The following is a 24,203-nucleotide window of genomic DNA, read 5'->3' on the forward strand; positions in this document are numbered from 1 at the left end:
TTGCTTGGGTATTTTAACCAAATTTATTGAGGCTGCGGTCATCGCTGTTGAGTTTTGTTGAGCAAGAGTTCAAAACAATTTGGTAACTATCTTGATTGACTGTCTAATTAAAAAACTTACTTCGATAGTAAGGCAACATCTTTTATCCGAGCCATTATTGCTAGATATCTTGCTTGTTCGAAGTATTATCTTAATGATTTACTATGTTGTGATTAAAAATATCTGCTTCATCGTGAGCCAAATGTAATACAAATCTTGCGAGAACGAACAATCTTCTAAATATTCCAAATTAATTCTCACTTTATCTGGAAAAATCACCTGATCGTTATATTCAATCGGATTACTAACCTGAGCCAAAATTTCAGCTTCGTTTTTGTAAATTAGGGTGGCAGGACCAGTAATTCCAGGACGCAAACAGAGTAATCTTGACTGCTCACCTTGCAATTTATCTGCATAACCAGGAACATCAGGTCTTGGTCCAATTAAGCTCATCTGACCAACAAGCACGTTCCAAAATTGAGGTAGTTCATCTAACTTCCATCGTCGTAAATGGACACCAATAGGAGTAATCCTGGGATCTCCATGCAATGTAATTGTGCTAACTACTTCGGAACGAACAACCATCGTCCGAAACTTTTTAATACTAAAGATTTTTCCATTTCTACCAACTCTTTTTTGCTGAAATAAGATAGGAGTCCCTGATGTTATCCAGATTGCCAGAGCAATTATGCTCATTGGTAAAGCTAAAACCAGCAAAACTAGAGATGCTACGATTGAGTCAAATAGACGCTTTCCAATCAACCAGTACAAATATTGGTCTACATATTGAATTATGGGATGCTGAATTTTTTTTAAATGGTTATGTTTCACTTTTCTGTTTCACTGGAATAGTTGCTTTTTATAGTATAAAATTACTAAAAACTAAAAAAAATTGTCGAATAATTCTAACAAAACAGGGCTTTATGATATAAATCTTGATGGAGCTTTAAAATATTGTTTAAATCATAAGCTGACATATGTTCATGTCCTCTCTGTCCCATTAGCTTAGATTTTTGAGGATTATCTAAAATCCAGTTCATTGCCGCAGCAATTTCTTCAATATCTCCTACTTGGACTAATAGACCACGATTGTCTAACAGCAAATCTCTGATTCCTCGGATATCCGTACCAATCACGGGAGTCTCCAGACAAAAAGATTCCATGATACATCTGGGCAGCCCTTCTCGTTCTGACACCAATAAAGTAGCAACTGAAGCACAGATCAAAGCGGGAATATCTTGGCGGTAACCTAGCAAATGTACCTGTTTTTCAACTCCCAGTTCAATGGCTAATTGTTGAGTTGCATCCATCAACGGCTTTGGTCCAGAGCCAGCAATAACTAAGTGAATTTCTGATTTTCCTAGGCGAGCTAATGCTCTCACCATGTCTGTGTGACGTTTATTAAGAGTAAATTCTGCTATGGTCAAAAATATTTGGTCGTTAGGTGCTAGTTGCAGTTCTTGACGCACCTTTGATATATCAGTTTCTGAAACGTTGTGGCGATTATAGTAATTAAGTTCAACTCCTATACCTGGCATGTAAACAATTTGTTCTGACCTAACCAGTTGAAAGCGCTTGGCTGAATGTTCATCGTCACGATTAATCACTACTAAATAATCAGTCCAAGCACCTCCTAGTTTTTCTAAACTTAAAAACAAGGCATTTTTAAGCGGATTTCCGCCTGAATGGAAATGAAAACCGTGAGCAGTATAAATTACTTTTGTTTTGTTTTGTTTTCTTAAATTGTTGAGAGTATATCTAGTAATAAAAGCAGCTATTGGCGTGTGTACGTGAACTAGATCGTATTGCTCTTGTGCCACTACTGCGCGAATTGTTTGCGGAGCAAGAAATAAATTTTTTAGTTCTAGAGGATTGCGTGAAAACTCTATATCCCAAACTCGATCAAAAGTTTTGACGCACTGAGGACAAGCTGAAACTTTAGAAGCCATTGCATCTACTTGCCAGCCCTGACTACGAAAGTAATCCGCAAATGGAAAAAGAAAGTCTCTAAATACACTTGAGACTGTGGCAACCATTAAAAGCTTTGGCATAATTATTTTTTAATTTATTATTTATTATTTGCTAGGAATAATTAAAATATTTAATATAGTTAAAGTTAATTAGGTAGATGTTTGACTACCTGACATAATTATCTCAGCAAAGATGATTGAGATAATTTAAAATACCTAAACTTTAAAATTCTGTTCTAATTCTTTGCGAAATTTTGTCTGACAGCTATTGCATGATTAAGATTAAGAAGTAGCATCAGGACAAAGCTGCGATCGCTTCTAGTTTTTCTAATGCTGAAGCAGAATCACTGACAAAAATTTGGCTCAAATCTGCTTGATAATAATGTCAAATCAAATAGATTAGTTTTCCTTACACTCTTTACGCGGAAAAAACATGATATCTTATAATTAACTAGATAAATTTTTGTTACACTCGATACAAAACTAAGAAAAATTAAATTAGAGAAATAAAATTTATGACTAATAAGAAAACTGTCATTTCCCCCTCGATTTTATCCGCAGACTTTAGTCGTCTTGGTGAAGAAATTGAAGCCATCGATAAAGCAGGCGCAGATTGGATTCATATTGATGTTATGGACGGTAGATTTGTGCCTAACATCACGATTGGTCCAATGATTGTTCAAGCCGTCCGCCCTCATACAACTAAGCCCCTTGACGTTCACTTGATGATCGTCGAACCAGAAAAGTACGTTGAAGATTTTGCCAAGGCAGGTGCAGATATTATCTCTGTTCATGCAGAGCATAATGCCTCTCCCCATTTACACCGCACTCTGGGTCAAATTCGTGAGTTAGGGAAGCAGGCTGGTGTAGTCTTAAATCCTGGCACACCATTATCTTTCATTGAATATGTGTTACCTTTGTGTGACCTCATTTTAATTATGAGCGTTAACCCTGGTTTTGGTGGTCAAAGCTTTATTGAAGAGATGGTAGGGAAAGTAGCTAGCCTCCGTAAGATGTGCGATCAAAGAGGACTAGACCCCTGGATTGAAGTTGATGGGGGACTAAAACCCAATAATACTTGGCAGGTATTGGAAGCAGGTGCTAATGCGATCGTCGCTGGATCGGCAGTCTTTAAAGCCCCAGATTACGCTGAAGCAATCGAAGGTATTCGCAATAGCAAGCGCTCTCAACCTGAATTAGCTACTGCACAGTAAGGTTAATTGGTTTGGTATATAGGTATCTAAAAGCGAAAAAAGATTCATGGTTGACAGTGAATCTTTTTTGTTGGCAACAAAGCTCTAGCTTATTTGCTTAAACCACAGTGCTATTTAGAGAATACCGACCATATGTAAAGGGCCACTACCGCTTAGTAACTCAACCAATAAACCAATAAAGCCCAACATTGCTAGGCGACCATTCCAAACTTCCGCAGCGGTGGTTAAACCCCACTGCCACTTTTCTTGGGGATACATTTTCATATTTTTCTTAGGATGAATCACATCAGCAAAAGAGCAAGGGCGATCATCTAGAGAATCAACGACAATATGGGCTAAAGAATCGATAAAGTTAGGATGAACATTTAAGGCAGGAACGCGGTGAAAATTTTCAATTCCTGCTTTTTCGGCTACTTCGCGGTATTCAATATCGATCTCTTGTAAAGTTTCAATATGTTCAGAAACAAAACTGATTGGTACTACTGCTAAATCTTTGATACCTTTGGCTCCTAACTCTTTAAGAGCATCATCGGTATAAGGTTGTAGCCATTCTACAGGACCAACTTTACTTTGATATGCCAAAGTGTAGTGATTGGTGCGACCAAGAGTTTCCATGATCAGGCGAGTACATTCCTCAATTTGCTCTTTATAGGGGTCGCCTGCTTCTTCTACATAGCTGACGGGAACACCATGAGCGCTAAAAAATATGTGAGCTTGATGAGGATTAGGAAATTTATCTAACTCTTGACCAATGAGATCTGCCATGGAGCGCAAGTAGCCAGGATTGTCATACCAAGAAGGGACTAGGGTGTAATCCACATCTTTTAAGGAGGGGTCTTCTGACCACATTTCTTCTAAAACCCGAAAGCTCGAACCGCTGGTGCTGATAGAAAATTGTGGATATAAGGGTAAAACAACTACTTCTTTGATGCCGTCATTTTTAATTTGCGCGATCGCTTCTTCGGTAAAAGGATGCCAGTAGCGCATACCTATATAGATTTTGGCATCTTGTCCCATTTCTTTAAGCTTGTCTTGTAAAGCTTTGGCTTGGGCTTCGGTGATTTCTCTCAGTGGCGAACCACCACCAATTTCTAGATAGTTTTCCTGAGATGTTTTGGCTCTTAGGGTAGAAATTAACCAGGCTAAAGGCTTTTGCAATGCTTTAACAGGCAATCTAATAATCTCAGGATCGGAAAACAAATTATATAAAAAAGGACGGACATCTTCGATTTTATCCGGTCCGCCTAAGTTGAGCAGCAAGACTCCAATACGACCCATAATTCTTATAGCTTAATTTTAATTTTCAATTTCTTTACCAATTTTAACAATATATCTTTTCTTTATGATCTACTGTTCGCAGTATACAGAACTTAACTGATTTAATACCCATATCTTTAGGTGCTTATATTGTGGCAAAATTTTAGTTTAAATGAGAGAGAAAAAGTGAGATGAAAGAAATTTCTTTAGATGCCCAGGTTTTTTGTCTTGATGGTGAATGTGGTAAGTCAAGTCATGTAATTATCGAGCAAAATAGCCAAAGAGTAACTCACTTGGTCGTAAATAATTCTCATCTTCTAGAGTCTCATAAATATTTGGTATTAATTGAATATGTGGTCAAAACTAGTTCAGAATCAATTCAGTTGAGCTGCACTAAAGATGAACTAGCCCTAATGCCCCCATTTACAGAAATGCATTTTTTTAATCCTACTACGTCTAAATATGAACCCTTGAAAAATTTTGACGAAGCAGCAATTTTTAACAGTAGCTCTTATTTGATGTGGTCTGATACATCTTTGAGTGGAGATGTTCTACCTACACCCATAGAAGAAAAATTAATTCCAGCAGGAACAATAGCGGTGCATCGGGGTGCATCCATCGAAGCTACCGATGGTCATATTGGACGAGTCGAAGAATTTTTAATCGATCCAGAACAACATCTTACTCATTTAGTACTGCAAGAAGGACATTTGTGGCACAAAAAAGAGTTGACCCTACCTATGTCGGCGATCGCTCGGATGGATGAGGATTATATTTATTTAAATCTAGACAAAGAGACGGTTAAGTCTCTCCATAGCTCTCCTAATTAGACCATTTAATAGACTTGTATTAGTCTTTAGGTCTTACAAGCTTAAAGCTTAAAATAAAACTAGCTAATCTGAACGAAAGCTAATTCACATCTAACATATCGCTGTCTTTTATTTTTAGATCATTTCATCATTTCTATGATTAACTTATTAGAGCCAAATTTAGTTTTAGGCGGTACTATTTTTGATTTAACTCCTGTTACGCTGCAAAAACACAATATTAAAGGACTTATTTTAGATGTAGACGAAACCCTTGTTCCTTTCAAACAAAAAGAAACAAGCAGAGAACTACAGCAATGGATCTCACAAATTAGGCTCACTACCCCCATTTGGCTAGTGAGCAATAATATTAGTCACTCTCGCATTGGCAATATTGCTCAGTCTGTAGATCTGCCCTTTATCTCCGCTGCCAAAAAGCCTTCTCGTCGCAAGCTTCAGCAGGCAGCAACAGCTATGGATTTACCGATAGAACACGTAGCAATGGTGGGAGATCGCCTTTTTACTGATGTTTTGGCGGGCAATCGCCTAGGAATGTTTACTATTTTAGTTGAACCAATAATCGACCCACTCGTGGCAGTCCGTTCTCATCCCATCCGCGATTTTGAAATTTGGCTATCACAATTGCTTGGGGTATCCTTGGCAAAAAAATAGTTAAGAGCGATCAAGCGTTTCAGTTTAACAGTCACAAGTGTAAAGATTTTGCCCACCAAAACTAACCTAACTAACCTGAGTTCGGGTTAAGCAGATTAATTGGTGGAGATAGCTGTAAGCTAATAGCTAATAGCTAATAGCTTTTGAGATAGTTTGGATGCAACTCTACTATGAAAGAAGAACGGAAAATAGTATTTTTTAAATACCTTCAAAATAAGGATTTGGGCTAATCCCGAACTCAGGTTAACTAAGATCACTACCCAGGCTGATAGGCAGGAAAATTAGTATAGCCTTCTGCACCAGGAGAATACCAAACACTCATCTCGGCATCAGGATTAAGTTCCCAATTGTGGGCAAAACGAGCTGCTAAATCAGGATTGCTGATATAAGGTCTACCAAAGGCAACGAGGTCTGCATCTCCAGAAGCGATCGCTTTTTCTGCATCCGTGCGATCATAACCGCAGTTACCAATTAAAGCTCCATCATAAATTTTTCTAAATTCTGCAATGGTCATTGGTTCGCCTAAGTCATGGAAGCCAAAAGCTAAACCATCTAGTAAGTGCAGATATGCTAATTGATAGCTGTTTAATTGCTGGGCGATATAAGTGAAAGATTCGCGGTAATCTGGTGAACCCATATCGTTAAAACTGCCATTAGGAGATAGCCTGATTCCAACCCTGCCTGCATCCCAAACAGTTAAGATTGCTTCAATCACTTCTTGTAAAAAACGATAGCGATTGGCAATACTGCCACCATATTGATCGGTGCGCTGATTGGTTTTGGACTGTAAAAATTCATCGATTAAATAGCCGTTGGCAGCATGTATCTCCACCCCATCAAAACCAGCCTCTTTAGCGTTAGCTGCCGCTTGACGATATTCTTCTACTACTAAAGGTATTTCAGCTGTTGCCAAAGCTCTAGGTGTTTCATAGGGCTTTTTGCCCTTAGAAGTATGCGCCTCGCCACCTTCAATTTTGATAGCGGAAGGAGCTATGGGTAGTTGATTATTGGGCTGAAAACTGCTGTGGGAAGCTCTCCCTGTATGCCACAGCTGCAAAAAGATTTTCGTTCCTTGTTGATGTACCGCATCTACCACCTGCTGCCATGCTTTAGTTTGCTCAGGAGTATAAATTCCTGGGCTATGAGTCCAGCCATAGCCCTGCTGAGAGATTGCAGTACCTTCAGAAATAATCAAGCCCGCACCTGCACGTTGAGCATAATACTTCGCCATTAAAGCGTTGGCTGTTCTCTCTTCACCCGCTCGTCCGCGAGTCATCGGAGCCATTACCATACGGTTTTTCAACGATAAATCTTTGAGCTGAAAAGAACTGAGGAGGTGAGGTACGTTGGTTATGGTTGTAGTCATAGTAAATAGATTGATCTAGTTGATCGGCTTGAGAATAAGAGTTTCCAGAATTTTAACGTTGGTAAGTTCCTATTAGTCTAGCTTGGGCTGTAATATAATCGGCGATCGCCTCCAGCAATTCCTCTCTACTTAATCCTGCCTGGAGTTCTAGGGAGCGATCGAGGGCATATAGCCAAAAATAATAGTGATGTACACCGTGTCCTGGTGGAGGAGCAGGTCCAGTATAACCCTTGCTGCCAGAGCTATTGAACCCTGCCGTAAACAAGTCTCCCCCAGCTTCTTCTATTTCAGTAATGTCGGCGGGAATATTGTAAACAACCCAGTGAGTAAATCCCCAAGGTAAAGGAGCATCAGGATCGTGACAAATTAAGGCTAATTTTTTAGTTTCGGGGGGTATTTTATTCCAGTTCAAGGCGGGAGATATATTTTCGCCCTCGCTGGTATAACGCTGGGGAATTTTGCCCCCAGGCGAAAATGCAGGACTACTAATTTCTAAATCTTGGAGTTTTAATTTCATCAAGACTGTCCTAACTACTAACTGCTAACTACTGGACTGCTGCTGATTTGGCAAATAATTCAATCGCCTTGGCATTAAAAGCGGGAATATCATCGGGGTTACGGCTAGATATTAAACCGTTATCTTCTACAACTTCGCGATCGACCCAATTAGCCCCTGCATTCTTAAGATCGGTTTTAAGGGAAGGCCAAGAGGTAAGATTTCGCCCTTTAACTACATCCGCCTCAATTAGAGTCCATAGTGCATGGCAGATAGCAGCAACGGGTTTGCCAGCATCAAAGAATGACTTGACGAACTGTACCGCTTTATCGTTAGTGCGTAACTGATCGGGATTGGCTACTCCGCCAGGAAGCAGCAAGGCATCATACTCAGCAGCTTGAGCCTTTTCTAAAGGAACATCTACCTCAAAAAAGTCTGCTCGATCAAAATGATTCCAGCCTTGAACGCGATCGCTATTAGGAGAAATAATCTGAACTTTCGCTCCTGCTGCTTCCAAAGCTTCTTTGGGCTTGGTTAATTCAACCTGTTCAAAACCATCAGCGACTAAAATGGCAATTTTGTGGTTATTTAATTCTTGTGACATGATTTTTACTTAATTATTTAATGCTTGATTGCTATAGTTCTTGCTTGGTAGGACGAATGATCATCTCATTAACATCAACATCCCCTGGTTGCTCAATCGCAAAAGTAATAGCACGGGCGATCGCATCAGCGTCAATTGCTATTCCGTATAGTTGTTCAGCCATCTTGGCTGCTTCGTCATCAGAAATAGTGCTAGTTAACTCAGTCGCCACTGCACCAGGCGATATATTTGTCGAACGGATTTTACCGTCTGATTCAAGCCTAATGCCTTCAGAAATTGCTTTAACAGCAAACTTGGTAGCACAGTAAACCGCACCGCCAGGAAATACTTTATGTCCTGCTACTGAAGAAAGATTGACAATATGACCTGATCCTTGTTGCAGCATGATTGGCATGACTGCAGCCACTCCGTAAAGTACCCCCTTGATATTCACATCGATCATTTTTTCCCACTCATCAACCTTCGTTGCTGCCAAAGGTGATAAAGGCATTAATCCCGCATTATTAACCAAAACATCTATTTTTCCATAAGCTTCTTTGGTTGCCTGAACTAATTGCTCTACCTCAGAGCGATCGCTAATGTCTGTTACCTGATATTTAGCGACACCACCTTCTTTTTCAACCTCAGCCACTAAATCTTTCAGGCGATCTTCTCTTCTGGCAGCTAACATTAACTTAGCGCCATTTTTGGCTAGCCGACGTGCTGTAGCTTCACCTAAACCACTGCTGGCTCCAGTAATAATTACTACTTTTTCTTTGATTTCAGACATAGATTTGCTTAATTGTTTGACTTAAAGTTATGGGCATTTTCTAACCTGCTTTAATATCTTCTGAAAGATTGGCAGAAATCTTGTCCAATATAAACATAGTAGACCAGTCGTCTAGTAACTAGTAAATGCTACTGACTAAAGTAGGTACAATAAATCTAACCAGAGGGGGATTTAAAAAAAAATTATTTGAATATAAGTTCAAAACCAAAAATTGTTAGGGTTGGATACAGGTACAATTGCCTGTAAGATTCTCAGTTGCGGAGGATAGTTGTTAACAGTGTTAAATACAAAACCAACGGAGCAAATTCAACAGCAAATAATAATCAATCGTCGTAGGTTAAGCTTTCAGAGACTTCTGCTATTGGTTTTAGTTTCTATTTTGATTCATGGTTTAGGGCTGTTGTTATTTGCTCGATTCGAACGCTTTAAGTCTGTTGGGGAAAAAAAAGCCGATCCAAAACCAATTGAATTTACAGTTGTGCCAGACGAGTCGGAAAAGATTGTTACTGAAGATAAAACAGATATAGCTAGCGATAATCAATCCCCTGTCTCTCAACCTGCACCACCAATAACTCCTACTCCTGCTCCCGCGCCACCACCGACTCCTGAACCTGCCCCTGCCCCTGCTCCTGCGCCACAAGCAATTCCTGCACCAACACCAACTGTTAAAAACCAAACACCAGTCTTATCAGGTGATGATACTCCAACTCCACAATCACAGACAGATCCCGCACCTGAACCTAAACCCGTAACTAAGCCATCAAAAAACGATTCAATAGCCACAAGCTTACCACCCAAAACCCCGTCTATCTCAGAGCCTGAAGTTCAGCCCAAGAAACCTACGGACACAAACGGTGTGAGTAAGAGTGCTAGTGATTTATTAGGAGGAGATTATGAAAAAACCCTTGCCAGTGGTGGAGATGCCTTTTTTAGTCCAGAGGCTCTTGAATACAACAGTGTTTTAAATCCAGAACAGTTAAAAGCTTTAAAAGGTATCGATCTAAGCCAATATCTTGCCGAAATGGAGGGGAAAGTAAAGCCTAACTGGAATCCTGCTTTTCGACAAGACGAGCGCACTACCGTTTTGACTTTCAATATTCAAAAAGATGGTCAAATTACTGGACTTCAAGTATCTCAAAGCTCTGGCTTAGATGAGGTAGATCGAGAAGCTCTAGAGGCGGTTCAAAACTCGGTTCCGTTCGCTCCTTTACCCGCCAATTTTCCTTTGGAGGATTTAGAAATTACATTTAGCTTTAATATTCATATCTATTGAAACGTGAGTTTAAATTGATGGAAACAATTTTGCAATTATTCAAAAGTGGTGGAGTAGTGATGTTCCCTTTGCTGGGACTTTCTATTTATGCCCTAGCAATTGTTTTAGAGCGATCGCTTTTCTGGTTCAAAACGTCTCAAAATCAAGATCGAGTAATTAAACAACTGCTTAATTTATATCGAGACGATCCTCAAGCAGCCAGTGTTATGCTTAAAAGACATTTAAACTTACCAATCGCCCGTATTTTTTTTGTCGCCTTATCTTTGGAGCGATCAACACCGCAAAAATTCAAGCTAGCTCTCGAAAGTGCTGCTCAAGCGGAAATTCCTGGTCTGAAGCGATTTAATAACTCCCTGGAGACAGTCATCGGTGTTGCACCCTTATTAGGCTTATTAGGGACAGTTTTGGGCTTGATTACTTCTTTATCTTCCTTGAAACTAGGAAACATTGAATCATCCCAAGCAGCAGGAGTTACGGGAGGAATTGGCGAAGCTTTAATTTCTACCGCAGCAGGTTTAGTTGTAGCGATCGCTACCTTGTTTTTTGCCAGCATCTTTCGTGGTTTATACCTTCAGCAAATTGCTCTGATTCAAGAAGTTGGCGGACAACTAGAACTCATTCATCTAGATCGACACGAATAATTGCTGATTACTAATTATTAGCTCATTGCTCATTGTTCATACTATGCACTTACCCGAAGAACCAGATTTACCCCCAAAAATTAATATTCTGCCGATGATCGACGTGATCTTCGCTATTTTGGTATTTTTTATCGTTTCTAGCCTCTATTTAACTCGCTCTGAAGGTCTACCCGTAAATCTTCCCCGTGCTAGTACTGCCGAGGTACAGAAAACTAAACAGATTACCATTAGCTTAGACAAACAAGGGAAGTTAACTGTAGACGGTAAATTGGCTCAACTTGAACAACTCCAGCCTGAAATTAAGAAACTAATGTCGGCTGACTCAAGTAATATGATCGCGATCATTAATGCGGATAGAGTTGTCGAATATGGTCAGGTCGTGGAAATTATGGATCGTCTACGACAAATCCCTAATCTCCAGTTAGCGATCGCCGCCAAGAAGAAAATCGACAACTAAAACCCTCACTAAACTAACTCTTACTAAGTAGGGTGATCGGATCTACTATTTGTTCATCGCTTAAACGAATTTCAAAATGGACATGAGAGCCAGTACTATTGCCAGTACTACCCATTTCCGCTATTTGTTCCCCTTGCTCGACTCGCTGACCAGGAATAACTAAATTTTGGTTATTGTGACCATAGTAGGTGACGCTGCCGTCTAAATGCTCTAGCTTAATTAAGTAACCGTAGCCATCATGCCACCCCGCATCAATTACTGTTCCTGATGCTGCTGCCAAAATAGGCGTGCCAACGGGAGCAGCAATGTCAATTCCCTGGTGCATTCTGCCCCAACGCCATCCATAGCCAGAAGTTATTATTCCTTGAGCAGGCCAGGCATAGCCTTCAAAGGCATTTGGTAGATATGCATCTGGGTTGGATAGAGGAGGCAGTTTTAAGGCCAGAGCATCTGGTTTGATTAGATTGGATTGAAGATTGCGCTGTGGTGAGAGTGAATTTAAGTTGGCTATAGCAGATGTTGACAGGGGATTAGATTTCGCTCTCGGTTTCGACTGTTGGTCAGTTAGGGAAACTAAATTAGCTGAATTTGTCCGCTCATTGGACTCTTGTTTTTGCCGATACTGCGCGCGCAGTTCGTCTATTTCTGCCCTGAGATTAGCAATGTAGGGATCTTCATCAGCAGATGAAATAACATTTGTTTTCTCGCTCTTTTTCTCCATCTTATTGAGATTAGACTGAGACGAGTTGTTAGAATTGCTGGTGGAAGTTAAATTAGCGATCGCCCGACTGCTAGAATTTAAAGCGTTATTTTGAACCTCTTGAGGGAGAATTTGAGGGGGAATTTGTAATTTCTGATCGACAAAAATAATATTCGAGTTAGAAATCCGATTAAGTTTGATTAGCTCATCACTGGATACTTGATGCTCACTAGCGATTTTAGTGATCGTATCTCCCTGCTGAACCTGATAAATCAGCAACGGTGTGGCTGGAGATTTTGCGTTTGCTAAATATGATTTTTGATGATTAGAGACAGGAGTTGCTTGTTCTAATTGGGATACAATTGTGCTAACTGGTTTAAGTTGCTCTGACTGCCTTGAGAAATCTGTTGATTGAGATTTAAACGGAAAAGCCAGCAAATTAAAAGTTTTGGGAACAAATGCTGGCTTCTGCTGTGGTTGAATATAATCGAAACTTGTTTGAGCACTGGATAATTCTTGCCCTAAGGGATTATTAAACTTTAGGGCATGAGTTGGTTGATGTAACCCAATTGTTTGCACCACCATTGTCGATGACATAAAGACACCTAGCTGAAAGTATTTATTATTAGCAAGTTTAACCATATCAATATCGGTGTCTGATTTTAAAGAGAATACAGCATGTTCTTGAGGCAGATTTAGCAAAGCCTAGGATATTTGTTCTGCTTTGCTAGTTTGCTAGTTAGTCGCCTCGATAATTACAGCTTGTTTTTAAAGTAAATTAATCTAAAACTAGATCCTAAACAAGTGTAGTACGGCTAAGATTACATTTATTTGGTCAAATTTTGGTTAATGTGTTAACTGTCTAATCGCTTCAAATAAGCCAACAGAGACGCTAACCGAAAGATTTAAACTCCGTACTTTTGGTTCTGCAATATCAATCCGAACTATTTCATGACAGACAGCAGTTACTTCTGGAGGCAAGCCCGCAGTTTCTTTACCAAACAAAAGCCAGTCGGTTTCTTGATACTGGCAATCAAGATAATTCTTTGTACCCCTAGCGCTAAAAGCAATCAGCCTTCCTCCTTTTTGCTGCTGTTCTTGCCAAAAAGCCGCTAAGTTTTCATGGTAGTGAAGTTTCACCAAAGGCCAATAATCCAAACCTGCTCGTTTAAGATAGCGATCGCTAATTTCAAATCCTAGAGGTGCGACCAGATGTAGCTCTGTTTTAGTAGCAGCGCAGCTACGGGCAATATTGCCTGTATTTGGAGGAATTTCGGGGTTAACGAGAACAACACGAACCATTTTCAATCAGCAGTGAACAAGGAACAGTAAGCAATTATTGGGCAATTAAGGCTGGTGGACAAACGGCATAGTCAAGATCTCGTTCTTGCTTGGCTATGTTTTGAATATCTTGTTGAATAATTTCGACAGGGGACATTCCCTGTTCGTGTAGTTTTAACCATTGCTGGGCTGTGTTGCCTTGGCGCAGAATTTTTTGTAAAGGAGAAAGAAAGCAGCTAAAACCACGTTTTTTAGCCAGGGGATAAACTTCGTCGTAAATTTCGCCAATCCAATCCCGAGCCAAAATCTTTCTGCCATCCTGCCAATGGCGCAGTTGGGCATCTAAACTAGAGCGCGCAGCTAGGACTTCATTTTCGTCAGCCAAAGCCATTAATTCTGCCTGTAAATCGTTGGTGGATAAATTACTTTGCTGTAGTGGATCGAGTCGAGGATTATCAATCATCTGCATGATTCTGGCTTCTAATAAAGCGGTAATTGCCAGTAAAGCGAGGGGATCGACTACTAGATCGCAAATTCTTAGTTCTAAACGGTTAAGATTATAAGGGCGGCGATCGCCATTGGGACGGACAGCACTCCAAAGATGACGCACGTTACGCATGGTTTTGGCGACTAGCTGCTCTTCTGTCCAACGAACAAAGTGACTATGACTTTCAAATAAAGGTACGTTTGGCGGAGTTTTAGGGAACATCTGCCATCTGGTTGAGTGACTCCCGGTTACTTTGCCGTCAATAAAGGGTGAAGAGGCGCTGAGGGCTAAATATAAAGGAGCTTCTACTCTAACTAAACGACAAGCCTGCATCAAAATTTCAGGATCATCGATGCCGATATTGATATGAATGCTAGCAGTGACAACATTAGTCCCGTAAGTTTGCTCAATATAATCATGATAAGGATTATTAGGGTCAGAACGCCAAAAGCGATCGCTACCTCCCAAAGACATGGTACTACCAGGAATTAAGGTGTAATCGCCCAAAGTCTGAAGATAGCTTCTTAAGGATTGTCTGGGCTTTAATAAGGCACACAGCAGGCGATCGTAGCCACAAAAAGGAGCGGTCGTATATTCGACGTTACGACTATCAGGCTCACGGACAAAACCATCTAAAGCTCGAACAATTTTATCTGACAAACCGACAATTTCCCCTGCTGGAGTGCCAGTATACATTTCAACTTCAAAGCCTTTAGATAATAAACTCATCTTGTTTTATAAAATATCGCGATCGCTACTGATAATCTCTCGATTTATTCTCTCTCAAATAACTTAACTAGAGAAACTTACTTAAGTAAGAACTAAAGATAAAAAATTCTCATCACGGCTAGCTATCTGTTATTACACCTATGATCAATAGTGTAAAGGATCACAGTTTCCCACAAATCTAAAGATTATATTGACTAAAATGTGGTTTTCTTAAGTTAATATATCAAGTCGCGTAATCAAGCAAAATTAAAAACAAGTTATTTATGGCTACACCTACACTTTTATCTAATCAAACCCCAAAAACTCAACACTATCAGACAAACCAGCAGGTTAAGTATCTTCATTTAGAAGCTGAAGTAGATATGCTGCTCCAGAAAATAAACGCTTTAATGCAGCGCAAACGGATAACTGAACTGACATCAAAAATATCCCCATAACTTAGATTAATTCAGCTTAATTCCCTGCACCTATTGATTTTGATGGAGATACTTAAGGAGATCGCTCTTATCCATCCCCTAGATTCTTCAATTATCTTAATTTTATAGGTGTCAAGGGTCAGCTTAAGATAATTAGACTGGAACTTAATTAAAGTTTAGACGCAAAAATTTCAGAAAGTAAATATGACCATGCATCCTCAATTAGCTCAAGCCTTAACTCGGAAAAATGCTCTTAAGGTGATTAGTGGCTTAAATAATTTTGATCGCCAACTTGTAACAACAGTAGTCAAAGCTGCCGAAGCTGGCGGTGCTACTTTTGTAGACATTGCTGCCCAACCTGAGTTAGTGGAGGTAATTCGCAAGTTAACTAACTTACCAATTTGTGTTTCTGCGGTTGAGCCTACCTTGTTTGTTAGTGCCGTCAACGCTGGTGCCGATCTGATTGAAATTGGCAATTTTGATAGTTTTTACGCCCAGGGCAGAAGGTTTGAAGCCGCTGAAGTTCTAGAATTGACTCAACAAACTCGTGCCTTGTTACCCAAAATAACTCTCTCGGTAACTGTTCCCCATATTCTGGCTTTAGATGAGCAGGTTCGACTAGCAGAACAGTTGGTTCAGGCTGGTGCTGATCTTATTCAAACCGAGGGAGGAACGAGTATTCAACCTAGCAACCCTGGGGTTAGAGGCTTAATTGAAAAAGCAGCCCCCACCTTGGCTGCTGCTCACAGTATTTCTCAGGCAGTAAGCATTCCTGTACTTTGTGCCTCTGGTTTATCAAGCGTCACCGTACCAATGGCGATCGCTGCTGGAGCATCAGGAGTTGGGGTTGGTTCAGCAATCAATCGGCTAAATAGTGAAGTGGCAATGGTAGCCGCTGTTCGTAGCTTGGTTGAAGCTCTATCCCGTAGCCAGGTATCAGTTTCCAATTAAGTTTTAAGTGCAACTTAGATTTCTAATAAACAGTCTTTAAGAGCATAAGCTACCTGTTCTTGTTCGGCTGGGGTAATACCAGGAAACATCGGCAAAGACAATACTTCAAGGGCAGCCTGTTCTACTGCGGGAAGCTGCCCTTTGTGATAGCCTAAATCTTGATAGACAGGCTGTAAATGCAGGGGAATAGGATAATAGATCATGGCAATAATCCCCTTTTCTTTAAGCTTTTGTTGAAGTAGTTCTCTTTTATTATTCTGAGGTGAGGATAGAACACAAACGGTATATTGATTCCAAACACTAATGCCACCAGGCAACGCTTGAGGTAGCTTGAGAGAGTTAACATGCTGCAATAGCTCTTGATAGTACTGAGCTGCTTGGTGACGTTGCTGATTCCAATGATCGAGATAAGGAAGCTTCACGCTGAGGATTACTGCCTGGACTGCGTCAATACGGCTATTGATGCCTACAAAATCATGACGATAGCGCTCGGGCGAACCATGTTCTTTAAGAATTCTCATCTGTTGGGCGATTGCCAGATTATTAGTAGTAATTGCCCCACCGTCACCACAAGCACCTAAATTTTTGGTGGGGAAAAAGCTAAAACAGCCCACATCACCCATACTCCCAATTTTCTCTTCCCCCCAAGCAGCACCAGTAGCCTGAGCGCAATCTTCAATGACCAATAGCTGGTTGGTCTTGGCGAGCGCCATTAATCCTGTCATGTCCATCGGCTGACCAAACAGATGAACTGGGATAATTGCTTTGGTTTGAGCCGTAATTGCCTGTTCAATCTGAGCTAAATCAAGATTAAAAGTAGCAGGATCGATATCCACAAAGACTGGTTTTGCTCCCACTCTGGTAATCACTTCCGCCGTAGCAAAAAAACTAAAGGGGGTGGTAATTACTTCGTCTCCTGAACCAATGTTTAAAGCCAAAAGAGCCAGAAAAAGCGCATCTGTGCCAGAATTGCAACTTACGCACTCTTGAACTCCGATATAATTAGAAAATTCTCTTTCAAAACTGGAGATCGCCTCACCGCCTATATAGCGACCAGAATTAAGAATTTCAAGGACAGCCGAGTCAGCTTCCTCTTTGATTAATTGATATTGTCGGGTTAAATCGACTGGGGGAATCTGTTTCACTCGCTTAGGTTTAAGTTTTTTGACTTAGATAAAATAGTGAGGAATTTAATTGTTCAATATAGAGTAGCGTGAAAAACTTGGATTTAGTGGTAATTATTCACAAATGCAGTAACTTGAGAAATATTAATCCCGATTGAACAGCACAGTCAAACTATTTCATTTCAAAGTTATGGAATCAGCAGAAAATCAAGTACAACCTAACTCAAATACAGAATCTAAGTCAAACATCAGCCCAACTTTCTCTAAAACCGAAACAATTGCGCTGTTAAACGACAGTATTGATCGACTGGAAGAAACAATTAAAAGACTTAGTGAGGATTCCGCCAAGATTCCTTCCTCTGACTCCATCAAGACTTTGTTGACAACCACCCAAGCACTGGAAGATGCTGTCACTCCTGTGCCTGAGATTAAAGTGCCTCAAGCTGAATCTGTGTTTCAGACTCAACAGGGTACTGCAATTCCCCAGCCAGTAGCTCAAAAAACTACTAAACCAGCCTCAGCCAAAACTTCAGTACCCAAAGCTCAAAAGAAAAATCTTGGCTTAATGGTGATTGTTGTTACGGCGATCGCGATCGCCATAGTCACAGTCTTTTGGCTGTGGAAACCCGAACCAATCGCCAATCTGTTCTCCAAAGCTGAATCAGTGCCGAAAACTGCCGTTAATTTAGACTCAATTGCCGATCGCTCTCCAGCAAACCCTTTAATCGATTCCCCCGAAAACTTAGATAGTCCTCTTGATAATACGAGCGTCAGCGACTTTCCCGCTGAAATTGAACCCATAGCTGAACCAATCGAAGATGTGGTTAAAACGAACATTCCGCCTGAGTTGACATCCCCTGGCAAGCCTAAAAATCTTAAAATGGTCACCATTAAGCCAGAGTTGCTTTTTACTCCCGAACAAAACTTTATTGCAGCATTGGAAACTAAATTAGAAACGCTTGTTCAAGATTATCCCAGTGAATTGATTCAAAATATTCAAGTCAATTTCCCTGACAATAGCCTTTTGATTGAAGTAACCGATAACTGGTACGAATTAGATGAGTTGAAGCAAAATAGCCTCGGCAATGAAATATTACAGCGTTCTCGCGCTCTCAGCTTCAACAAACTAGAGTTAAAAGACAAACTAGGTACTTTAATCGCTCGTAATCCGATCATTGGCGACAATATTATTATTCTCCAGTCTAAAAAACAGCAATTGTCTGAAAATTTAGGGTAAATACTTTTAGAGGAAAACAGGAGAAGTGTGGTTAACCTGTACAATATCTCTGGAGTAATTTTAAAACAGGATACAGTAACAGGTGGTCAAAAAATTGAGTAACGAAATCTTGATTAGTATTGCTGTGGTTCTTTTCTGTGGCTCGATACTAATTCTTTCTGCATTCCTGGGAGGCGATTCCGAACAACAGGCGATCGCTTCTGAGTTACAGCAGCCGAGTACGAACCCTCAGTTAATCGCTCAAAATAACATTTCATCCGAGGAATCTATGGATTTATCAAACGCTACTACTACAGACTCAGGTTTAAAATACATTGTGGTTAAAGAGGGTGATGGCGCATCTCCTCAGACGGGAGAAAACGTTACCGTTCACTATACGGGAACTTTAGAAGACGGCAGCAAGTTTGATAGTTCTCGCGATCGCAATCGTCCCTTTTCTTTTAAACTTGGTGTTGGTCAAGTAATTAAAGGCTGGGATGAAGGAGTGGCTGATATGAAAGTAGGTGAAAGACGCACTCTGGTTATTCCTCCAGAATTGGGTTACGGTGCTAGAGGCGCAGGTGGCGTAATTCCGCCGAATGCAACCTTGATTTTTGATGTGGAATTATTGAAAGTTGGTGGTTAATTTTCAATATTTAACCTGAGTTTGGGTTAAGAACATTAGTTGGCTGAGGTAGCTACAAGCTTGGGAGATTTTTGAGGATGTAGCTCAGAGATAAAAAAGCGACATACTACCCAAAAATTTATTGTATTGTAATCAAATATCAGTACTAAACAAAAATATTTGGTTAAACAATCAAGCTCTAATATGTCAGCTTTTTCTCAGTCAGAAAACAACAGTCAAGATTCTCTAGCAGCAAGGTTAAAAATTGATTATCTGTTAGATTTTCAAGCAATTGAAAAAGATGATATTCAAGAAGTAATCAACGGTTTAAATAACGAGCAGAAATCTATTCCTGCTCGTTATTTTTATGATTCTCAAGGCTCTCAGTTATTTGAAGATATTTGTCAGTTGCCTGAATATTATCCGACTCGCACCGAAGCTAGCATTATCAAGCAATACGCTCTAGAAATTGTCAAGCAGACTCAAGCAATCGAATTAGTTGAACTAGGTAGCGGTAGCTCTACTAAAACACGGTACTTCTTTGATGCTTATCAACAATTAAATATTCCTTTGTACTATACCCCTGTTGATGTTAGTGACAGCATACTCAAAACCAGTGCCAATCAATTATTAGCTGATTATCCTCAGCTTAAAATCCAGGGAAAAGTAGCAACTTATCACCAAGCATTACAACAATTGTCAAACAATTTTTTAGGCAAAAGAATAATTATCTTTTTAGGTAGCAGCATTGGTAATTTCAATTCTCTAAAATGCGATCGCTTTATCAATCAGTTAAGATCAGCTTTAAATTCTCAAGATTATTTTTTACTCGGCATCGATCTGCAAAAACCCAGAAAAATATTAGAAGCAGCCTACAATGATGCTCAAGGAGTTACCGCGGCCTTTAATCTCAATATGTTGCAGCACCTCAATCATCGCTTTGCAGGAAACTTTAAACTAGATTTATTTAAACACGAGGCTATTTATAATCAAACTGAACATCAAATTGAAATGTATTTAATTAGTCAGCAAGCGCAAACTGTTACTTTGTCAAATTTAAATCTAACTATTGAACTAAAAAAAGAAGAAAAAATATTAACCGAAATTTCCCGCAAATTTGATTTGGACAAGATGGAGCAATATTTAAGCGATCGCAATTTAAATGTAATTAAAACCTATACCGATGCTCGACAGTGGTTTGGCTTATTACTCGTTCAACTATCATAAATGTAGATTAACGTAGATTAACTAGTAGACGAGAGCGTAAATAAAGTAACCATCAAACAATCTGCAAAAGCTGATAAATCAATACTTATTACTTACTATTTACGCGCAGCGTCACTAGCGTGATAGGTTGAAGCTTAATCTGAAATGGCGGGAGGCGGATTTGAACCACCGACCTTCGGGTTATGAGCCCGACGAGCTACCAGACTGCTCTATCCCGCGTCGCTTTAGTAACAATAGCACAGTTAGTTTAAGAAAAGCAATTTATGTTTATTTGAAGCGTGATTGGGCATAAACAGCGGGCAAGAGGTTGGCTGCGCCATACCTAACTACATCGCTACAGGGTAATCCTGTTAATTCTCTAGTAGATTTAATCACGGCTTCTGCTTTGGTGTTGTCCATGCCGAGGGTATTAAGAGCGATCGCCTTGACTTTAACTGCGCCAAAAGTCCCTCCTACACTAGCCACAGTTTCATAAAGCTGAATCACTTCTGGTAGAGGAGGAATAAGAATATCGGGTAAATCGCGAATATGTTTTGCTTCTGCACGATGTACTAAAACCAAGGCAGTGGGTTGACTACCGCGAATTAAAGGTAAAGTAGCAGTAGAGCCTGGATGTAGTAATGAGCCCTGACCTTCAATAATGACCAAATCCTGTTCTTTCCCCTGGTTTAAGACCGTTTTTTCCACTGCTCCTGCGGCAAAGTCTACCCTGACGGCATCTAAGGCAATTCCCTGACCAGCGATCGCGATTCCTGCCTGTCCTGTAGCAATAAACTGAGCTTTAATTCCCTGCTTTAGCGCTGCGCGATGCAGTTCAAGACTAGTCGACATTTTACCGATTGCCATATCTGTCCCCACTGTTAAAACTCTTTGAGCATTAAGCGCTCCCGCCTTACCCGTAGCAATTGTTAAACCAGCTGGTTCTTGTCGTATATCCCAAATCTCTTGTCCAGGCTGTAAATGAGAAAACTGTGGCTTAAGGGGGGTGTGTAAGCCATTGACAATTGAAAGACCAGCTTTAACAGCGATCGCTATTTCTGTAAACAAATCAGGAGGTAATTGACCACCAGAAGGAGCAATCCCAATCAGCAGAAAATCGGGTTGTTTACTCAAGGCCGCTTGAACATTTTCAACAATGGGAACATCTCGCTCAATTTTAGTTAACCCTACTAAAGATTCTCCTTCCGCTTCAGCATCAATGACGGCGACTATTTTTGTTTGACTATAGCGGAGAAAAGCTAATCCAGTTTTGCCATGATTACCTTTAATTCCGCCTTGAAGCAAAATTGCGACCCGACTATTAGCTGTTAACTGCATCTTGTTACTCCTAATCCTGGTTGATGATTGGGTAATAAACGTCCTGCTTCTATTGTTGCACCATGAAAAGGATCGTCTGTGAGGTTGAGATGACTATCCAGGTCTAAATAATCTGCATAAGGAGAAAGATGAGCCATTGCTGTATTAGCAAGGCTGCTATCGGAGTAACAGCCAAACATAATTTTTAAACCGCAGGCTTGAGCCACTTGAATTGCCCGCATTGCTTCGGTTAACCCTCCTGTTTTCATAATTTTGAGATTAACCCCCGCCACTGACTTAGCTAAGCGAGGAATATCGGCACTGGTAAAACAGCTTTCATCTACAAAAATCGGTAAAGGTGATGTTTCGGATAAGGCTAACAACTGATGATCTAAAACAATAGGTAGAGGTTGTTCAATATATTCCACTCCTTGCTGTTCCAACCATTGAGACATATAGACAGCATCGGCAAAATTCCAGCCACCATTAGCATCTACAGTAATTTTAGTTTGGGGTGCTGCCTTGCGAACTGCTTCAACCATCAACCGATCTGCTTCAATTCCATCGGGATTCCCCAGCTTTAGTTTAAGCATTTTAAAGTCTAGAGTATCTTGCCAATTTTTAAGTCGAGCAACGGCTTGTTCTGGCGTATTAATCCCAATGGTGACAGATATAGGGACAATACGATCGCAATCTAAACCCCAAATTTGCCATAGGGGTAGACCAGCTTTTTTCCCCAGCCAATCATAGAGAGCCATATCCACGGCTGCTTGAATGGCAGAAGAAACTTTAAGCTCGGTTAATTTAGCCTTTATTTGCTGGCGTTGTAGGGGGTGAAACTGTTCTAGATGAGAACTGATTTGGGCTAATTCTAACCTGAGGCTGTCAGCTTTTGGGCGATGGCGATTAATTGAAAAAGGAGATGCTTCTCCCCAACCCTCAATACTTTCTTGCTCAATACGTAGCCATAAATTAGTACTTTTTACCTCAGTACCCCGACTGATGCGTAAAGCAAATTTCTTATGAACAGTAAAATTCTCAACCGTTAATTGCATGAGTAAGGACAAGTAGTGGTTAGTTTTTAAGACGCTTCAAGTTTTGAAGATAGTCTCTAAAATCTTGCGAAAATTAGAAATGCATCTCACTATTAGAAAAGTATAAGAGCGTCGATCGCGTTTAGTTATTTAAAATAGCAAATTGGCTATTTTGGCTATTCAAGGTGCAACTTATCTAAAATCAGCAACGTCTAAAAAACTAGTTAGCACTAAACCCAAAGGATAGTTATCCGCATTACTGTCAATTATCTATATTTATGACCTTAGTTCTGTCCCACTCTAACTTTTGGTTGAGGCTAATTATAGCTACTATACTTAATGTAACTATAATGGCTGCGTCCCAGATTTCTCAAGCGCAAATTTCCCCATCAGGAGCAATTACTCTAAAATCAGATGTGCAGGAATCTAATGCTAAAACAGGAATAATTACCGCCAGAGGTAATGTCCAAATCAATTATCCTGCTCGACAAATCCAAGCGACTGCAACTCAGGCTCAATATTACAGTCGTGAACGTCGCCTGATTCTGACAGGAAATGTTTATGTACTTCAAGCAGGAAACAGCCTGCGGGCAGAAGAAATGACCTATCTAGTTGATGAAGGGCGTTTTATTGCCAAACCCCAAAGCGATCGCCAAGTGGAATCTACCTATATGATCACTGCACCCGAAAAATAATCACTGTTCATTGTTCATTGTTCATTGTTCTTTGCTCATTGAAATTGTGGCTTTAATTTTAGAAAATATTCATAAATCCTACGGCAAAAGAAAAATTGTCAATCGGGTCAATCTTCAGGTTTCACCAGGGGAAATTGTCGGGTTACTAGGTCCTAATGGTGCGGGTAAAACCACGACGTTTTATATCGCCACAGGCTTAGTTAAGCCCAATGAAGGAACAGTCAAGTTGAATGAGCGGAATATAACTTCTCTGGCACTGCATCAGCGATCGCGTTTGGGCATGGGTTATTTAACTCAACAGCCAAGTATTTTTCGCAATCTTAGCGTTCAGGATAATATTCTGTTGGTTTTAGAGCAGACAGGAATACCCCGCCCAGCACGTCCAGTTAGGCTACAGCAGTTGCTTAGAGAGTTTCGCTTAGAAAGAGTAGCAAATACCCTGGGAGCGCTTATTTCAGGGGGAGAAAGAAGACGTACAGAGCTAGCTAGAGCCTTGGCAGCAGGGTTAAATGGGCCAAAATATTTATTGTTAGATGAACCTTTCGCGGGAGTCGATCCCATCGCCGTGGCAGAAATGCAGGATATGATTGCTCAATTGCGCGATCGCCAAATCGGCATCTTAATTACCGATCACAACTTTCGGGAAACTCTAGCCATTACTGACCGTGCTTATGTCATGCGCGATGGAGAAATTCTCGCCAATGGAACGGCAGATGAACTGTACAGCAATTCTTTGGTGAAGCAATATTATTTGGGAGATAATTTTCAAAAGTAGTCAACCCTACTGCTTTGGCGATCGCTGATATTTTACTTTTGTCTCTTTTAAATCAGTTAGACATAGTTATTCTTTGGTTAAAC

At 40.3% G+C, this 24,203-nt stretch carries 25 protein-coding genes, 1 tRNA gene and 1 pseudogene; 13 read left to right on the plus strand and 14 right to left on the minus strand.

Annotated elements, in window-relative coordinates; translation table 11 throughout:
- Positions 1–201 precede the first annotated feature (201 nt).
- Together C7B62_RS09355 and C7B62_RS09360 are read right to left on the minus strand one after the other, a co-directional pair.
- Positions 202–801, minus strand: coding sequence for a sugar transferase (locus tag C7B62_RS09355; RefSeq protein ID WP_106235236.1), 600 nt, complete (start codon positions 799–801; stop codon positions 202–204).
- Between the two features lie 143 nt (positions 802–944).
- A complete protein-coding gene (locus C7B62_RS09360; protein WP_106235162.1) occupies positions 945–2,090 on the minus strand; it encodes a glycosyltransferase in 1,146 nt (381 codons plus the stop codon).
- Positions 2,091–2,524: 434 nt separating this feature from the next.
- Here C7B62_RS09360 and rpe point away from each other — a divergent pair, with 434 nt between their 5' ends.
- Positions 2,525–3,223: a ribulose-phosphate 3-epimerase gene (gene rpe / locus C7B62_RS09365; protein ID WP_106235165.1), complete on the plus strand. Its 699-nt coding sequence runs from the start codon at positions 2,525–2,527 to the stop codon at positions 3,221–3,223.
- A gap of 114 nt (positions 3,224–3,337) precedes the next feature.
- Here rpe and hemH read toward each other — a convergent pair whose 3' ends face one another.
- A complete protein-coding gene (gene hemH / locus C7B62_RS09370) occupies positions 3,338–4,501 on the minus strand; it encodes a ferrochelatase (RefSeq protein WP_106235167.1) in 1,164 nt (387 codons plus the stop codon).
- A gap of 170 nt (positions 4,502–4,671) precedes the next feature.
- Between hemH and C7B62_RS09375 the strand changes: the two genes are divergently transcribed.
- Entirely contained in the window at positions 4,672–5,310 is a 639-nt protein-coding gene (locus C7B62_RS09375; protein ID WP_106235169.1) for a PRC-barrel domain-containing protein, read from the plus strand.
- A gap of 123 nt (positions 5,311–5,433) precedes the next feature.
- Positions 5,434–5,958 (plus strand): annotated as a pseudogene (locus tag C7B62_RS09380) (YqeG family HAD IIIA-type phosphatase); the annotation flags it as partial.
- 256 nt (positions 5,959–6,214) lie between these two features.
- Here the strand turns inward: C7B62_RS09380 and C7B62_RS09385 are convergent.
- The 4 genes from C7B62_RS09385 to C7B62_RS09400 are packed head-to-tail and all read right to left on the minus strand — an operon-like array spanning position 6,215 to position 9,193.
- On the minus strand, positions 6,215–7,324 hold the full coding sequence (locus tag C7B62_RS09385) for an alkene reductase (RefSeq protein WP_106235174.1): 1,110 nt from the start codon (positions 7,322–7,324) through the stop codon (positions 6,215–6,217).
- Between the two features lie 52 nt (positions 7,325–7,376).
- On the minus strand, positions 7,377–7,841 hold the full coding sequence (locus tag C7B62_RS09390; protein WP_106235177.1) for a YbhB/YbcL family Raf kinase inhibitor-like protein: 465 nt from the start codon (positions 7,839–7,841) through the stop codon (positions 7,377–7,379).
- 28 nt (positions 7,842–7,869) lie between these two features.
- Positions 7,870–8,424, minus strand: coding sequence for a type 1 glutamine amidotransferase domain-containing protein (locus tag C7B62_RS09395; RefSeq protein ID WP_106235179.1), 555 nt, complete (start codon positions 8,422–8,424; stop codon positions 7,870–7,872).
- Between the two features lie 31 nt (positions 8,425–8,455).
- On the minus strand, positions 8,456–9,193 hold the full coding sequence (locus C7B62_RS09400; protein WP_106235182.1) for an SDR family oxidoreductase: 738 nt from the start codon (positions 9,191–9,193) through the stop codon (positions 8,456–8,458).
- 277 nt (positions 9,194–9,470) lie between these two features.
- Here C7B62_RS09400 and C7B62_RS25645 point away from each other — a divergent pair, with 277 nt between their 5' ends.
- The 3 genes from C7B62_RS25645 to C7B62_RS09420 are packed head-to-tail and all read left to right on the plus strand — an operon-like array spanning position 9,471 to position 11,564.
- Positions 9,471–10,466 carry an energy transducer TonB gene (locus C7B62_RS25645; protein WP_158260653.1) on the plus strand — a complete coding sequence of 332 codons (996 nt, stop codon included), beginning with the start codon at positions 9,471–9,473 and terminating at the stop codon, positions 10,464–10,466.
- A 17-nt stretch (positions 10,467–10,483) separates the two neighbouring features.
- On the plus strand, positions 10,484–11,107 hold the full coding sequence (locus C7B62_RS09415) for a MotA/TolQ/ExbB proton channel family protein (RefSeq protein ID WP_106235188.1): 624 nt from the start codon (positions 10,484–10,486) through the stop codon (positions 11,105–11,107).
- Between the two features lie 43 nt (positions 11,108–11,150).
- Positions 11,151–11,564: a biopolymer transporter ExbD gene (locus tag C7B62_RS09420; protein ID WP_106235190.1), complete on the plus strand. Its 414-nt coding sequence runs from the start codon at positions 11,151–11,153 to the stop codon at positions 11,562–11,564.
- 13 nt (positions 11,565–11,577) lie between these two features.
- Here C7B62_RS09420 and C7B62_RS09425 read toward each other — a convergent pair whose 3' ends face one another.
- From C7B62_RS09425 to gshA, 3 genes are all read right to left on the minus strand, one after another.
- The gene (locus tag C7B62_RS09425; RefSeq protein ID WP_158260654.1) at positions 11,578–12,861 is read right to left on the minus strand and encodes a peptidoglycan DD-metalloendopeptidase family protein; all 1,284 of its coding nucleotides are present in this window, start codon (positions 12,859–12,861) and stop codon (positions 11,578–11,580) included.
- Between the two features lie 249 nt (positions 12,862–13,110).
- A complete protein-coding gene (locus tag C7B62_RS09430) occupies positions 13,111–13,566 on the minus strand; it encodes a tRNA (cytidine(34)-2'-O)-methyltransferase (protein ID WP_106235193.1) in 456 nt (151 codons plus the stop codon).
- A 34-nt stretch (positions 13,567–13,600) separates the two neighbouring features.
- The gene (gene gshA, locus C7B62_RS09435) at positions 13,601–14,761 is read right to left on the minus strand and encodes a glutamate--cysteine ligase (protein WP_106235195.1); all 1,161 of its coding nucleotides are present in this window, start codon (positions 14,759–14,761) and stop codon (positions 13,601–13,603) included.
- A 263-nt stretch (positions 14,762–15,024) separates the two neighbouring features.
- Here gshA and C7B62_RS26100 point away from each other — a divergent pair, with 263 nt between their 5' ends.
- Together C7B62_RS26100 and C7B62_RS09440 are read left to right on the plus strand one after the other, a co-directional pair.
- Complete coding sequence (locus C7B62_RS26100) at positions 15,025–15,198, plus strand: hypothetical protein (RefSeq protein ID WP_199194123.1); 174 nt, start codon at positions 15,025–15,027, stop codon at positions 15,196–15,198.
- A gap of 183 nt (positions 15,199–15,381) precedes the next feature.
- A complete protein-coding gene (locus tag C7B62_RS09440) occupies positions 15,382–16,128 on the plus strand; it encodes a DUF561 domain-containing protein (protein ID WP_106235197.1) in 747 nt (248 codons plus the stop codon).
- Positions 16,129–16,142: 14 nt separating this feature from the next.
- Here C7B62_RS09440 and C7B62_RS09445 read toward each other — a convergent pair whose 3' ends face one another.
- Positions 16,143–17,273 (minus strand): DegT/DnrJ/EryC1/StrS aminotransferase family protein, encoded by a 1,131-nt coding sequence (locus tag C7B62_RS09445; RefSeq protein ID WP_106235199.1) that lies wholly within the window; start codon positions 17,271–17,273, stop codon positions 16,143–16,145.
- Between the two features lie 169 nt (positions 17,274–17,442).
- Between C7B62_RS09445 and C7B62_RS09450 the strand changes: the two genes are divergently transcribed.
- The 3 genes from C7B62_RS09450 (at position 17,443) to egtD (ending at position 20,320) form a co-directional block, all read left to right on the plus strand.
- Positions 17,443–18,489: a hypothetical protein gene (locus C7B62_RS09450; RefSeq protein ID WP_106235201.1), complete on the plus strand. Its 1,047-nt coding sequence runs from the start codon at positions 17,443–17,445 to the stop codon at positions 18,487–18,489.
- Between the two features lie 94 nt (positions 18,490–18,583).
- A complete protein-coding gene (locus C7B62_RS09455; RefSeq protein ID WP_233219890.1) occupies positions 18,584–19,114 on the plus strand; it encodes an FKBP-type peptidyl-prolyl cis-trans isomerase in 531 nt (176 codons plus the stop codon).
- Between the two features lie 183 nt (positions 19,115–19,297).
- Positions 19,298–20,320: an L-histidine N(alpha)-methyltransferase gene (egtD, locus tag C7B62_RS09460; RefSeq protein ID WP_106235206.1), complete on the plus strand. Its 1,023-nt coding sequence runs from the start codon at positions 19,298–19,300 to the stop codon at positions 20,318–20,320.
- A gap of 145 nt (positions 20,321–20,465) precedes the next feature.
- On the opposite strand, the gene C7B62_RS09465 is transcribed toward egtD, so the two are convergent.
- The 3 genes from C7B62_RS09465 to C7B62_RS09475 form a co-directional block, all read right to left on the minus strand.
- Positions 20,466–20,539, minus strand: a tRNA-Met gene (locus C7B62_RS09465).
- A gap of 48 nt (positions 20,540–20,587) precedes the next feature.
- Entirely contained in the window at positions 20,588–21,637 is a 1,050-nt protein-coding gene (locus C7B62_RS09470; protein WP_106235209.1) for a DUF1611 domain-containing protein, read from the minus strand.
- The gene (locus C7B62_RS09475) at positions 21,628–22,671 is read right to left on the minus strand and encodes a dipeptide epimerase (protein WP_106235211.1); all 1,044 of its coding nucleotides are present in this window, start codon (positions 22,669–22,671) and stop codon (positions 21,628–21,630) included. Before C7B62_RS09475 ends, C7B62_RS09470 begins: the two co-directional genes overlap by 10 nt.
- A gap of 257 nt (positions 22,672–22,928) precedes the next feature.
- On the opposite strand from C7B62_RS09475, the gene C7B62_RS09480 reads away from it, so the two are divergent.
- Positions 22,929–23,345, plus strand: coding sequence for an LptA/OstA family protein (locus C7B62_RS09480; protein ID WP_106235213.1), 417 nt, complete (start codon positions 22,929–22,931; stop codon positions 23,343–23,345).
- Between the two features lie 46 nt (positions 23,346–23,391).
- Positions 23,392–24,120, plus strand: a complete 729-nt coding sequence (gene lptB / locus C7B62_RS09485) for an LPS export ABC transporter ATP-binding protein (protein WP_106235238.1) — start codon at positions 23,392–23,394, stop codon at positions 24,118–24,120.
- The last annotated feature ends 83 nt before the right edge of the window (positions 24,121–24,203 follow it).

The sequence above is a fragment of the Pleurocapsa sp. CCALA 161 genome, from assembly GCF_003003995.1.
GTDB lineage: Bacteria > Cyanobacteriota > Cyanobacteriia > Cyanobacteriales > Xenococcaceae > Waterburya.

What these genes read in the sequence shown, in the direction of transcription:
- rpe (WP_106235165.1), top strand. Translation starts at nt 2,525, where the DNA reads ATGACTAATAAGAAAACTGTCATTTCCCCCTCGATTTTATCCGCAGAC.
- C7B62_RS09450 (WP_106235201.1), top strand. Translation starts at nt 17,443, where the DNA reads ATGGAATCAGCAGAAAATCAAGTACAACCTAACTCAAATACAGAATCT.
- C7B62_RS09385 (WP_106235174.1), bottom strand. Translation starts at nt 7,324, where the DNA reads ATGACTACAACCATAACCAACGTACCTCACCTCCTCAGTTCTTTTCAG.
- C7B62_RS26100 (WP_199194123.1), top strand. Translation starts at nt 15,025, where the DNA reads ATGGCTACACCTACACTTTTATCTAATCAAACCCCAAAAACTCAACAC.
- C7B62_RS09375 (WP_106235169.1), top strand. Translation starts at nt 4,672, where the DNA reads ATGAAAGAAATTTCTTTAGATGCCCAGGTTTTTTGTCTTGATGGTGAA.
- egtD (WP_106235206.1), top strand. Translation starts at nt 19,298, where the DNA reads ATGTCAGCTTTTTCTCAGTCAGAAAACAACAGTCAAGATTCTCTAGCA.
- C7B62_RS09420 (WP_106235190.1), top strand. Translation starts at nt 11,151, where the DNA reads ATGCACTTACCCGAAGAACCAGATTTACCCCCAAAAATTAATATTCTG.
- C7B62_RS09470 (WP_106235209.1), bottom strand. Translation starts at nt 21,637, where the DNA reads ATGCAGTTAACAGCTAATAGTCGGGTCGCAATTTTGCTTCAAGGCGGA.
- C7B62_RS09395 (WP_106235179.1), bottom strand. Translation starts at nt 8,424, where the DNA reads ATGTCACAAGAATTAAATAACCACAAAATTGCCATTTTAGTCGCTGAT.
- C7B62_RS09440 (WP_106235197.1), top strand. Translation starts at nt 15,382, where the DNA reads ATGACCATGCATCCTCAATTAGCTCAAGCCTTAACTCGGAAAAATGCT.
- C7B62_RS09480 (WP_106235213.1), top strand. Translation starts at nt 22,929, where the DNA reads ATGACCTTAGTTCTGTCCCACTCTAACTTTTGGTTGAGGCTAATTATA.
- C7B62_RS09425 (WP_158260654.1), bottom strand. Translation starts at nt 12,861, where the DNA reads ATGTCATCGACAATGGTGGTGCAAACAATTGGGTTACATCAACCAACT.
- C7B62_RS09360 (WP_106235162.1), bottom strand. Translation starts at nt 2,090, where the DNA reads ATGCCAAAGCTTTTAATGGTTGCCACAGTCTCAAGTGTATTTAGAGAC.
- C7B62_RS09475 (WP_106235211.1), bottom strand. Translation starts at nt 22,671, where the DNA reads ATGCAATTAACGGTTGAGAATTTTACTGTTCATAAGAAATTTGCTTTA.
- C7B62_RS09390 (WP_106235177.1), bottom strand. Translation starts at nt 7,841, where the DNA reads ATGAAATTAAAACTCCAAGATTTAGAAATTAGTAGTCCTGCATTTTCG.
- gshA (WP_106235195.1), bottom strand. Translation starts at nt 14,761, where the DNA reads ATGAGTTTATTATCTAAAGGCTTTGAAGTTGAAATGTATACTGGCACT.
- C7B62_RS09430 (WP_106235193.1), bottom strand. Translation starts at nt 13,566, where the DNA reads ATGGTTCGTGTTGTTCTCGTTAACCCCGAAATTCCTCCAAATACAGGC.
- C7B62_RS09400 (WP_106235182.1), bottom strand. Translation starts at nt 9,193, where the DNA reads ATGTCTGAAATCAAAGAAAAAGTAGTAATTATTACTGGAGCCAGCAGT.
- C7B62_RS09415 (WP_106235188.1), top strand. Translation starts at nt 10,484, where the DNA reads ATGGAAACAATTTTGCAATTATTCAAAAGTGGTGGAGTAGTGATGTTC.
- hemH (WP_106235167.1), bottom strand. Translation starts at nt 4,501, where the DNA reads ATGGGTCGTATTGGAGTCTTGCTGCTCAACTTAGGCGGACCGGATAAA.